Source organism: Acidobacteriota bacterium (assembly GCA_016208495.1).
Taxonomy (GTDB): Bacteria; Acidobacteriota; Blastocatellia; order Chloracidobacteriales; family Chloracidobacteriaceae; genus JACQXX01.
The window spans coordinates 26745-38584 of record JACQXX010000010.1; the positions used below are offsets into that span (position 1 = coordinate 26745).

Annotated in this window: 9 protein-coding genes and 1 pseudogene; 9 read left to right on the top strand and 1 reads right to left on the bottom strand. The window is 51.4% G+C overall.

Features of this window, described 5'->3' with window-relative positions:
• Nucleotides 1-69 precede the first annotated feature (69 nt).
• The 5 genes from HY774_01515 (at nucleotide 70) to HY774_01535 (ending at nucleotide 5515) form a co-directional block, all read left to right on the top strand.
• Nucleotides 70-612, top strand: coding sequence for a hypothetical protein (locus HY774_01515; protein MBI4747140.1), 543 nt, complete (start codon nucleotides 70-72; stop codon nucleotides 610-612).
• 109 nt (nucleotides 613-721) lie between these two features.
• On the top strand, nucleotides 722-1084 hold the full coding sequence (locus HY774_01520; GenBank protein MBI4747141.1) for a hypothetical protein: 363 nt from the start codon (nucleotides 722-724) through the stop codon (nucleotides 1082-1084).
• Nucleotides 1085-1091: 7 nt separating this feature from the next.
• Nucleotides 1092-2918: a VWA domain-containing protein gene (locus tag HY774_01525; protein MBI4747142.1), complete on the top strand. Its 1827-nt coding sequence runs from the start codon at nucleotides 1092-1094 to the stop codon at nucleotides 2916-2918.
• A 497-nt stretch (nucleotides 2919-3415) separates the two neighbouring features.
• Nucleotides 3416-4234 (top strand): enoyl-CoA hydratase/isomerase family protein, encoded by an 819-nt coding sequence (locus tag HY774_01530; protein ID MBI4747143.1) that lies wholly within the window; start codon nucleotides 3416-3418, stop codon nucleotides 4232-4234.
• 288 nt (nucleotides 4235-4522) lie between these two features.
• Nucleotides 4523-5515: a hypothetical protein gene (locus HY774_01535; GenBank protein ID MBI4747144.1), complete on the top strand. Its 993-nt coding sequence runs from the start codon at nucleotides 4523-4525 to the stop codon at nucleotides 5513-5515.
• Between the two features lie 97 nt (nucleotides 5516-5612).
• On the opposite strand, the gene pgsA is transcribed toward HY774_01535, so the two are convergent.
• Complete coding sequence (gene pgsA / locus HY774_01540) at nucleotides 5613-6404, bottom strand: CDP-diacylglycerol--glycerol-3-phosphate 3-phosphatidyltransferase (GenBank protein MBI4747145.1); 792 nt, start codon at nucleotides 6402-6404, stop codon at nucleotides 5613-5615.
• Nucleotides 6405-6779: 375 nt separating this feature from the next.
• On the opposite strand from pgsA, the gene HY774_01545 reads away from it, so the two are divergent.
• From HY774_01545 to HY774_01560, 4 genes and pseudogenes are all read left to right on the top strand, one after another.
• Entirely contained in the window at nucleotides 6780-7067 is a 288-nt protein-coding gene (locus HY774_01545; GenBank protein MBI4747146.1) for a hypothetical protein, read from the top strand.
• 268 nt (nucleotides 7068-7335) lie between these two features.
• The gene (locus tag HY774_01550; GenBank protein ID MBI4747147.1) at nucleotides 7336-8889 is read left to right on the top strand and encodes an aldehyde dehydrogenase family protein; all 1554 of its coding nucleotides are present in this window, start codon (nucleotides 7336-7338) and stop codon (nucleotides 8887-8889) included.
• A gap of 522 nt (nucleotides 8890-9411) precedes the next feature.
• On the top strand, nucleotides 9412-11223 hold the full coding sequence (locus HY774_01555; GenBank protein ID MBI4747148.1) for a M61 family metallopeptidase: 1812 nt from the start codon (nucleotides 9412-9414) through the stop codon (nucleotides 11221-11223).
• 321 nt (nucleotides 11224-11544) lie between these two features.
• Nucleotides 11545-11811 (top strand): annotated as a pseudogene (locus tag HY774_01560) (hypothetical protein).
• Nucleotides 11812-11840 lie beyond the last annotated feature (29 nt).

The following is an 11840-nucleotide window of genomic DNA, read 5'->3' on the forward strand; positions in this document are numbered from 1 at the left end:
ACCAAAGTGTTGCACTTTTCAAAAAAGCATCTGGACAGACCACTTTACCGAAGCGTAAACTACCTTTCTATGCCTCTCTTTTTCACTTCACATCACAAATTAACGTCCTCTGTAATCGCTGCCGGATTAGCCCTCTGGCTGAGCGGTGTCGGGTGTTTGTTGTGCTTGATGTGTTGCTGGAATCAGGGCTGTTCCGAACTTTCAGGTCAGTCGTGTCAGGCTGAGACCGAAATCGTCGTTAGTGGTGACAACACCGAACCGGAATCGTGTCATTCACAGGCTGAGTCACCAGCGTCGCATTGTTCGGCTTCAGGTGGTGGCTGTTGCGCCTCATCTGAAGAATCGGCTGACGATGATCAAGAGGACCCTGGTACAGTCGAATCGCTGGTGGCTATTGATACCAATCAAAGCAACTGCGAATGGTGCGCCTGTGAAGGAAAAATCGAACTCCTTCCAGCTTCCCGGCCCTCTGATACCCCGGTTGCCCAGCTACCTGCCAAAAAAGCTCCATCCGTTTTTACTCTTTCCCTGACAGCATTTGCACCTGCCCCTCAAGTCTACCTGCCAAACCGGGGACATACCTACCTGAAATGCTGTGTCTTCCTGATTTAAATCTTTGTTGATCAAGCACTTTTGCCTTTGTATGACTGGGTCTGTGAGGCTCAGTGTGTCTGACAACAAACTTTATCCGGGTTTTTACCCACATCTCAGGAGACTTTGTATGAAAAGCATTCATGTGATCATTTTAGGATTTGGTCTGGTTCTGGCTGGTTTGCTGTATTCAATCCCAGGTGCCGCGGCAGCGGAAAACACCAAAGCCGATTGCTGCAAGCAAAAGGAAGCCTGCTGTGCGACGCAACAGGCTGGCTGCTGCAAAGCTGGTGAGCAGGCCAAAGCTGAAGGCTGCTGTGCTGCAAAGAAAGAATGCTGCACCGCCACGGAAAAACCAGGCTGCTGCAAAGCTGAGAAAGCAGATGCGGCCAAAAAACAGGCCAGTGCAAATGCAGACAGTGGATGCTGCTTCCCTGGTTCGCCATGCTGCACGCCCGGTTCCGCTTGCTGTGGCAATAAAGCCGTAGCCTAGCTTGTGAATGTCTGGTGCCTGGTGCCTGGTACTTAGAATCAATACTTTCCAAGTCCAAAGCCCCAAGCTCTCATTGAAGGGTGAATGCCTGACACATCAGGTATTCACCCTTTTTCATTTTTCAGGGAACCTTTCAGCACCCGTCGAGACAATCAACACCATACACCACATCAAATTTTCGGAGTGCATCACGTTTATGCCAAAGTCAAACCGTACGTTGCTCATGGTCTTGTTTTTGACAGGGTTACTCTTTGCTCAAGGTTGTTACATGGGAAGGGCGCCGTCTTCTCAAGAAAGTAAAGATAAGACTCGCCCGACATCACCTGTGACCTCGGCGCCTGCTCAGCGGCCATCCGGCAATGGGGTCCCGGCATCACCGCCGCCGTTTGCCGCCAAAGAAGCTGGCTCAAGTATGCCGGTTGACGCTGATCAATCCAACACTGAAGACTACCGCGACTATGGCGTAAACCAGATGATCTCGGCGAAAAAGGACCCACTCTCAACCTTTGCCATTGATGTTGACACCGCTTCGTACACCATCACCCGCCGAAAATTAAATGAAGGCCAGCTTCCACCACCAGCGGCAGTGCGCGTCGAAGAATTCATTAACTACTTCAATTATAATTATCCTCAACCAGCCACAACCCATCCCTTTTCAGTGACACTCGAAGCCGCACCCTCGCCATTTCAGGCCAACCGGCATCTGATGCGGGTCGGGATTCACGGCAAAGAGATTCCTGTAACCAATCGGCCCCCGGCTCATTTGACCTTTCTGGTTGATACCAGTGGCTCAATGCAATCGGCTGACAAAATCGGATTGCTCAAGCAAAGCCTGAAATTACTGGTCGAAAACCTGAAGCCGGGTGATACGGTCGCCATCACCACCTATGCTGGTGGCACCAGCACGGTCCTGACACCGACTGGTATTGATCGTCGCCATGAAATTCTGGCAGCGCTGGATCGGTTGGAAGCTGGTGGTTCAACCGCGATGGAGTCTGGAATTGACCTTGCCTATCGTCAGGCGGCCTCGGTCAATCGTCCGGGTATGATCAACCGGATTGTGATTTGCTCAGACGGAGACGCCAATGTTGGCCGAACCAGCCCTGACGAAATCCTCAAAACGATTGAAGGCTATGTCAAAGAAGGAATTACCGTCAGCACCATCGGGTTTGGAATGGGGAACTATAAAGACACGATGATGGAGCGGTTTGCCGACAAAGGAAATGGGAATTACTTCTACATTGATACTTTTGATCAGGCCCGGCGGGTATTTGTGGATGAATTGACCGGCACACTCCAGGTCATTGCCAAGGATGTAAAAGTTCAGGTCGAGTTTAATCCAGCCGCCGTTTCACAATATCGCCTGATTGGCTATGAAAACCGTGATGTCGCTGACGAAGATTTTCGCAATGATCGGGTTGATGGTGGCGAAATCGGCGCGGGTCACCGCGTGACAGCTCTGTATGAATTGGAATTGACCAATAATCCAGCGCCAAAACTGGCGACGGTTCGGCTGCGATACAAACAGCCGGAAGGCCAGAGTTCTCAGGAAGTTCTGGCCGAATTTGCCACTTCACGCATTCCAGCCCAGTTTGTTCAGACATCAGAGGATTTTCGGTTTGCCGTCGCGGTGGCTGCTTTTGCCGAAGTGTTGCGCGGCAGTGAGTTGGCTCGGAACTGGTCGCTTCAAACCGTTGCCCAACTGGCCCGTGAGTCGTCATCTTCTGACAATGCGGAACGCCAGGAATTGATAGGGTTGATTGCCAAAGCCCAAACTTTGCAGGATCGCAGCAAAACTGCTCCGGTGTCCCCGTCAGGGTATCCACTGCAATAGGGGCCAGGCTGAGATTTTGACCAAATGACAAATGACAAGAGGACAGGGGAACAGGAGGACAAGCGGACAAGGGGACAGAGTGACAGGGTGACAAGGTGACAGGGTGACAGGGTGACAAGGTGATAGAGTGACAAGGTGACAGAGTGAGGGACTGTCCAAATTTTTCTGTAACCAGTCAATTTAACCTGGAAAAACCAGGTGATCGGCTCTTTCTTTAGCCATTAAGTATTGAATATAAACAGTTTATCTAAGCTTAAAAAACGAGCTAAAAATCCAGTTTAGCCATTTACACAAAAAACTGAAAAGTCTCTACTTTGATAGTCACCTTGCCCTTGTCCCTCTGTCCCTCTGTCCTCTTGTCATTGAGCCATCGGTTCAGGGGGTTGCAAGTTGGGCACCGGCCCATATAACTTGCAACCCTCTTTTTTGTACTGCTTCCACACCTGGCGCTTCGGTTCCTGTCTTCCCAACGTGATGTCGTTGTTTGGGGTGTTTTTATGGCGAAAGAATTGATTTTGCTTGAGATTGAAAACAAGGTTGCCGTTCTCAAACTGAATCGGCCAACTGTCCTCAATGCCCTCAACCTGGAAATGTGGAAAATCCTGGATGCAAGCCTGAGTGAGTTGGAACAACTCGGAGATGAAGTCCGGGCGGTCATTATCACTGGGGTTGGTGATCGTGCCTTTTGCGCTGGACTGGATCTGTCACCAGATAATCCGATTGTGTGGGACCTTCTGAGTCAGGCCAACCATGATCGGCGTGCCCAAATTGCTGACGAACTGAACTGGTTGCGAGATACCTTCAATCGGCTGGCGGACCTGCCCATGCCGACGATTGCGGCGCTCAATGGGTTAGCCTACGGCTCCGGATTGGAACTGGCGATGTGCTGTGATGTGCGAATCGCGGCTGAAAACATTCAGTTATGCCTGCCTGAAGTTTCAGTTGGTGTGATCCCGGACAAGGGTGGAACACAACGCTTACCGTGCTTGATTGGGTTGGCGAGAGCTAAGGAGATGATTCTGACTGGATTGCCGGTGACCAGTGATGAGGGGGTTCGCATCGGACTGGTCAATCGGGTGGTGCCAGCAGATCAGTTGATGCCCGTCGCCGTCGAGTACGCCCACCGGATTGCCCACATGTCACCGCTGGCGATTCGGGCGGCCAAACAGGCGCTCAACCAGACCCAATCCTTGCCGCTGGCTGATGGATTTCGCTTTGAAAATCGGATGGCGTTGGAAGCAATTTTGTCTGAAGACCTGGCCGAAGGCATCCGGGCATTTCAGGAAAAGCGGCCACCAGTCTTTCGAGGAGTGTAACCAGGGTCAACTCAAACTCTTTTCCTTCAAAAAATAAAAGATAGACAAAACCAAAATTGTACAGTAAAGAAACACTGTTCCTCACCTGTGTTTCAATTCTGAAGAAAGGGTTTAGCCGTACAGCGCGCGCCGTCTATGACGAGTAACCCTCAAGAAAAGCGCGTTTGGTGAGCGAAATCGTTCATTTTCGTACTGATAGCCAAGCTTTATAGTGAGATGGGAACCAGGGATGCGCCTGCTGTACGCCTGATTGCTATGTCTGAAAAAGCCTGTTTTTCCTGTGGCAGAATGAACTCCGAAAGCGCCGACGTGTGCGTATTTTGCCGGGCTTCATTCAATACAATTCCATTTGAACCGGTTCCAGTACCTGAGCCTGATGAGCCCGTGGCCAGCCCCCGGCAACCATTCTTTCTACCAGTTTCAGCCATGAGTGAGCAGTATTACCACAGTAGCGGGAAAGCCTCCTTTTCTGGGGTCGCACTCAGCTTGATGGGTGGTGCGACGGCTGGTTTTGTCCTGGCGGCGATTTATGCCTATTTCATTATTTTTGTCCCCTTCATTTACGTGCGAATTCTCGGAACCGTGGGCCTTGGCTTTGGGGTTGGATGGGCAACGGCTTATGCCCTCAGCCTGGGCAAGATCCGAAATATGAAGGTTGCTTACAGCCTCATTGGCGCCGTGTCACTCATAACACTTTATAGCGCCTGGGTGATGTGGATATATGGTTTGCTGGATCGGGAAGGGGAAATGGTTTCATTTTGGGCAGTGGCACTTCAGCCCTGGGTGGTGTGGGATATTATGCGGTCACTCAATACCACTGGTGTCTGGTCATTGAAAGGCACTGAGGTTTCAGGAGTGGTTCTGTGGGTAGTATGGGCTATTGAGGCTTTGATCATCCTTGGTTTTATTTTTGTGAACGGGGTCAAGGTCATTGACGGGGTTCCGTTTTGTGAGACCTGTCTGACATGGTCATTGCGTGACCCGGCGGTATTGGAACTGAGCGGATTGGGAAATCCAGAGTTGCTATCCCGAGTGCGGGCAAAAGATTACGCATTTTTGAGAGCCGCACCCAGACGCCGGGGCGATGATGTAAGCTGGGTCCGGTTTGATGTGTTTCGATGTGAACACTGTTCTCAACTCAATGTGTTGAAGGTCAACGAGGTTATTTTCACCGTTGATAATCGGGGGCAGACCTGGGAAAAATCCTCGATCATCCTGGACAACTTGCTCATCAGCCCATCTGAGCTTGGTGTTCTCCAACAAATTAGTAGCGGTAGGTGAAAGAGTGAGCGGCGAGGAGTGGAATAGCGAAATAGTGAAAGACAAAGAGTTTATGGGTTAAGAGAACCCGCCTGAGACGCAACGCTGAACTCCTTGGCTACTTCTGCTGTTTGGGTTCAAAGGGCAGGGAGCGATGCGGAGGATCTGGACGATTGGGGGGAGGCCGCCGCGACAGTCGCCCACGTCGCCGGAATTTGGCGGCGAGTGTTTCGCGGATAGGTGGGAATTTCCTGACTTCGATCTGGTCGCGCACCCCACCATAGAAGTCTTTAAAATAGTTATACATGGACCATAGTGACGACACGACCACGGTCCACATCACCGCCCGCCCCAGCCCAAAAGCCAGAACCTGCAAATGATTGCCGCTAAAATCCCATTCCAGCAGGATGTTCAAGGCTTTCATCACGGCGAATCTTGATGTTGGTTCATCCAGTTGAGGCGGCCCACCATTCTGACTGCCCAGCATCAGCAGCGTAATGGCCACCACCTGGGACATCATTTTGAACTTCCCCATTTTGGAAGCTCCGATGGCTAATCCTTGTTGTGAGGCAATCGTGCGCAGTCCCGAGACGGCAAACTCACGTCCAATGATAATCACGACAGCCCACCCTGGCGCGAGTTTGTTTTCGACTAAAGAAATTAAAGCGGCTGAAATCAGGAGTTTATCCGCAATGGGGTCAAGCAAGGTTCCGAGGGTTGTCACTTCGCCACGGCGGCGGGCGAGATACCCATCAAGCAAATCGGTAATCGAAGCCGCCACAAATAAAATAACCGCTGGAATCTGGCGGGGGATGCCGAACCAGTACTCAGAGATCTCGGTCATCAAGATCACCACCAGCACCGGAACGATAAAAATGCGTGACAGCGTGAGTGTATTGGGAAGATTCAAACTCAAACCTCTCGCTCGGGAAAAATGGGGTTTTGCATCTGAACAGTCGGGGTTGGGAATTGAGTTCTAAACCTGCGAGCCAAATAAGCACCAGGCGAGAAGGGAGTCAACAAGTGAGCGAATTGTTTTATGAAATAACCTGAATCAATATAGTGGGCTTGGGGCTTGGGAGTTGTCAACTGTCCCTCCGAAGACCCTGGAGAATGAAGAATAAAGAATGAAGAAAAGGAAGTTCCCCTGGTTTGTTTTCGGCATTCTTCAGGTTTGGTGTTCCTCATTTCTCAACCAGAGGTGCTGTTCTTGGCTTCAGACTGCTTTTTCTGGTACTTTCCTGCGCATTTCCTATTCTCTTCAGATTTCAGACACACAAACAACATGGCCTTTCGAAAGCAAGATTGGATATTTGTCGGAATTGTGGTGGCAGTGGTTTTCATCCTGGCCGCACTTTCGTATTTTGGACCTCATCCACCGGCGGTTCCGCCAATTCCGGCGCACCAAAGCCTGACATCGCAAACCACGCGTGTGGAATGTCTTGTCTGCCACGACCCTGAAAAAGGGCAGCCGCCTTCTGCTCGTCTAACCATCCGCCATCCCCAAAAATGGCGTGACGAAAAATTTTCCTGTTTAGGTTGTCATAAAATTCAGCGAGCCACTGCAAAATAGGGCTGAAGACTCGCCAGCTCGGGGCTGAAGAAGACGGTCTGAAGAAGGCGGGCTGAAGACTCGCCAGCTTGGGGCTGAAGAAGACGGGCTGAAGTTTAAAAAAATCAATCTGTTCGACCAGGAGTCAGAAACTGGGAACCAGGCGCATTCTTCATTCTTCCTCATTCATGTCGCGAAATTTCAAAAAATTCACTATAGTGGCCGGTCTCTAATTTTCTTCATTTTCATCTCGAAATCTTCATAAGTTTTCATACTCAGGAGGAGTGCCATGGCGAAAGCCAAAGCTGAAACCAGCAAAACTGCAAAATCCACGACCGCAAAGACTTCGCAAACTGGACCTGCGGAATACAAAAACTTTATCGGTGGTCAATGGGTGCCCGCCACCAATGGCGAGACATTTGAAAACCGCAACCCGGCGGATACCCGCGATGTGGTTGGTGTATTTCCGAATTCGACGGTCGAAGACGTCAATCGCGCGGTTGATGCCGCTCGCGACGCCTACAAATCATGGCGGTTGGTCCCAGCCCCCAAACGCGCCGAAATGATTTTCCGGGTGGCTGATATTTTGGTTCGTCGCAAGGAAGAAATTTCCCGCGATATGACCCGCGAAATGGGCAAAATTCTGAAGGAAACCCGTGGGGATACTCAGGAAGCCATTGATATGGCGTACTTTGTGGCTGGCGAAGGCCGTCGGCTGTATGGTCATACCTCTCCTTCGGAACTGCGCAATAAATTTGCCATGTCGGTGCGCGATTCGGTTGGGGTGTGCGGCATGATTACCCCGTGGAATTTCCCGATTGCAATTCCGTCGTGGAAACTCCTGCCAGCATTGTTGTGCGGCAACACTGCCGTGATCAAACCGGCTGAAGATACACCGCTTTCAGTCGTCAATTTCATGAAGGCGTTTGAAGAAGTTGGCCTTCCACCGGGTGTGGTCAATATGGTGACCGGATATGGAGCCACGGCTGGTAATCCACTGGTCAATCATCCCACGATTCGAGTTATCTCGTTTACTGGCTCAACCCAGACTGGTCGGGTGATTTCCACGCAAGCTGCCGCCAATGGCAAACGCTGCAGCCTCGAAATGGGTGGCAAAAATGCCATCATCGTGATGGATGACGCCAATCTGGACCTGGCGGTTGATGGGGCACTCTGGGGCGCGTTTGGAACATCAGGTCAACGCTGCACCGCTTCATCACGGCTGATTGTCCACAAGAAAGTTGTCAAAAAGTTTTCCGCCGCGCTGGTTGAGCGTGTCAAAGCGTTGCGAGTTGGCCCAGGACTTGATGACCGCAGTGAAATGGGACCCGTTATCAACCAGAAGCAAATGGAGAAGGTGCTCGGATATATCGAAACTGGCAAAACCAAAGACAAAGCCAAACTCCTGTGCGGTGGCGAACGCCTGACCGAAGGCGATTTGCAGTACGGATATTTCATCGCTCCGACGGTGTTTGGCGAGGTTGATGCCAAAGCCACGATTGCCCAGGAAGAAATTTTTGGTCCGGTCACGACCATTATTCCCTGCGACAGCTTTGACCATGCCATTGAGATTGCCAACGGAGTTGAGTATGGATTGTCATCCTCAATCTACACTGGTGATGTCAACCGTGCATTTTCAGCCCTGCGCGATCTGGAAACGGGCATTTGTTATGTGAATGCCCCAACGATTGGTGCTGAAGTCCACCTGCCATTTGGCGGTACCAAGGGCACGGGCAATGGTCACCGCGAAGGCGGTCTGGAAGCGTTTGATGTGTACACCGAATGGAAGTCCATTTACGTTGACTTCAGCGGTGTCCTGCAAAAAGCCCAGATTGAAGACTAAAACCCAGGGCTGAGGGCTGAGGGCTGAGGGCCATAAGCGGCAGGATAAGGGAACAGAGCCCAATCTGGACAGGGGACAAGGGGACAAGGGGGACAAGGAGAAAAAATATTCTCCCGCTCCCAACGTCGGTCGGAGGATCTCCTTGTCTCTTTGTCTCTCCTAGCTCCTTGTCTCAAACAGGCCCACATTTCCTTATCCTGGCGCTTATGGGGCTGAAACCTTCGGGTGGAAGACAACGGGCTGAAGAAAGTGGGCTGAAGAAAGTGGGATGAAGAACTGGTTTTATTTCATCCCTCATCCCTCATCCCTCATCCTTCATCCCTTCGATTGCTCCGAGCTTGCGAGTCTTTCTGCCCCAAGCCCCAAGCCCTGGTTCTTTATTTTCCTTCCTGCACGTTCCTTCCAGTTTGTTGGCTGTTCCTGCCTTTTGATGGGTCTCTGCTGCCCAGGCCGCACGTGGATTTCGGAAAGTACCGTACTTGCCGAAAACACAAATCACGATACATTCTTTGAGGTTTTGATTTGAAACCGGTAGTCCATGCCTTTGTTTTCTCGATTTTGACTCTGGTGATGGCGATGACGATTGAAGCTGGCCAGAATGGCCGAACCATTGAATATGCACTCACCCCAGGCGTGCCAAATTCGCATTTGATCGAAGTTCAAATCACTTATACCCCACCGACAGCCGTGGCTTCGGTTGATTTTGCGATTCCCGCCTGGCGGCCTGGACGATATAAAATTCAAAACTATGCGCGCAATGTGCGGGAGTTTGCCGCCGTCAACGAACGCAACCAGCGGCTCAAAACTGAGAAAATCGACAAAAACACCTGGCGGGTGAATGGTCAAACATTCAAGCAAATCACGGTTCGCTATAAAGTCTATGCCAATGTGTTTGATGCCGGTTCAACGCTTCTCAACGAAGACGAGTTGTACTGGAATGGGACCAACCTGTTGATGTATGTGGTTGGGCACAAGGATCAACCGACCCGGTTGCAAGTCAATGTTCCTCCTTCCTGGCGGATTGCGACTGGTTTGCAGAAGACTCGTGAACCCAATGTGTTTCTGGCGGCCAACTATCACGTGCTGGCCGATGCGCCTGGAATTGCCAGCCCAACCCTGGAGGTTGTGTCATTTGACCATGACGGTGCCCGATATTTCCTGGCTTTTCAGGGAGAGGTGGAATATGACAGGCGGGAGCTGGCAGATAATCTGAGGCGAACCGTGGTGGAAGCCCTCAAAATCTTTGGAAAAGCGCCATTTAGTGAATACTGGTTTCTGTTTCATGTTTTGCCGGATGCCCGCTATCACGGTGTTGAGCATCTGAATTCAACTTCGATTACCGTGCCGTCGGCGACCTTTACCACCGGGTGGGGACTCAATCGGTTTTATTCAATCAGCACCCACGAATTCTTCCACGTCTGGAATGTTAAACGCCTTTATCCGCAAGTCCTTGCCTCGATTGACTATTCACAGGAGATTTACACGCGCAATCTGTGGTTTGCCGAAGGCATCACGACCTATTATGACGACTTGCTCTGCAAGCGGGCCGGATTGGTCACTGTCGCCGGGTATCTGGATGGGCTGGCCGGCAATATTACGACCCAGCAGAATTCGGTCGGACGCAAACTTACTTCGGCGGCTCAAGCCAGTTTTGACGAATGGCTGACCCCGGATGATGCCGCCAATGTCGAGACTGACATTTACACGAAGGGGGCGCTTCTGGGGCTATTGCTCGATATGGCGGTGCGGCATCGAACGGATAATCAAAAAACGCTCGATGATGTGATGCGCTACCTGTATGCCACCTACGCCCAGAAGGGAATTGGATTCCCGGAAGACGGAATCCAGAAAGCCTGCGAAGCCGTGACCGGCAGTAGCTTCGCTGAGTTTTTTGAAGCCTATGTGGCTGGTGTCAAGGAATTACCCTACAGAGAATCACTCGACATTGCCGGGGTTGATGTTGTTGAAGGTCGAACCATAGACACGGCTGAGAGCGTGTTTGGCGTAACTTTCGGAGGGGATGAAAAACAGGTCACACTGGCCCAGGTTCGACCAGATGAAGCCGGATTTCGGGCTGGATTGGATAAAGGGGACATCCTGGCTGCGATTGAGTTTGAACAAGTTACAGCCGCATCACTCCCAGTGCTCTGCCGCAAGCATAAGCCGGGTGAGCAAGTCAAAGTTCATGTCTTTCGTCGTGGGCGCTTACGCGAACTCAGCGTTACCTTGCAGGAAAGCACCAGTCTGCGGTATGAAGTTCGGGTGCGACAAAATCTGACCACCCGACAACAAAAGGTTTTCAATTCGTGGCTCAATGAGCCGTCAAACAAATGAAGAATGAAGAAAGTGGTTAGTGGTTAGTGGTTAGTAATTGGTTCTTAGGGACTGTAAAAAATCAACTTCCCGTTTTCGTTTGGGAATCAGGCATTTGGATTGAGCATCCCGGAGGGCTGCAGTTCGGATAGCCGGTGGTTGCTCGGCTACAAGGAGCTACCACCGGGAACAGGTTCGTTCTCTCCAGTGCTCCCCCGCTTCGCCCGCGCCCCTGCGGGGCGCGGGCGAAGCGGGGGAGCAACAAGGGGTGGCCTTTGGATCCGGTGGTAGGCCCAAAGCGGCCAACCGACCGGCTATCCGAACGGCACCGCTTCGCGGTGTGCGTTGCGGCCTGAATTTTATCCTGTTTTGTGCCAGGAAGTGACGGCTGAACGGGTCAAGCAGCATTTTGATGGAATCTGTTTGGGGGAGGTCGAACGATTTGAGCTGCCAAATCTCGAAGCATTGAACTTTCTCCTGCATCATTCGCTCGGGGGGGGTGGAACGCTATCGCTCAAGACGGACGCCCAGGGGAAGACCTATAGTTCGGCACTCTTGCGCATGGAAATTGAAGTACCGGAATCGCTGGTTGAATTGATTCAATCATGAGGATTTGGGCACCGAAAAACGGGTACAAA

Bases quoted from the DNA above. Each gene is read 5' to 3' on its own strand.
- HY774_01515 (MBI4747140.1), top strand. From the start codon at position 70: ATGCCTCTCTTTTTCACTTCACATCACAAATTAACGTCCTCTGTAATC.
- HY774_01520 (MBI4747141.1), top strand. From the start codon at position 722: ATGAAAAGCATTCATGTGATCATTTTAGGATTTGGTCTGGTTCTGGCT.
- HY774_01525 (MBI4747142.1), top strand. From the start codon at position 1,092: ATGTCTGGTGCCTGGTGCCTGGTACTTAGAATCAATACTTTCCAAGTC.
- HY774_01530 (MBI4747143.1), top strand. From the start codon at position 3,416: ATGGCGAAAGAATTGATTTTGCTTGAGATTGAAAACAAGGTTGCCGTT.
- HY774_01535 (MBI4747144.1), top strand. From the start codon at position 4,523: ATGAACTCCGAAAGCGCCGACGTGTGCGTATTTTGCCGGGCTTCATTC.
- HY774_01545 (MBI4747146.1), top strand. From the start codon at position 6,780: ATGGCCTTTCGAAAGCAAGATTGGATATTTGTCGGAATTGTGGTGGCA.
- HY774_01550 (MBI4747147.1), top strand. From the start codon at position 7,336: ATGGCGAAAGCCAAAGCTGAAACCAGCAAAACTGCAAAATCCACGACC.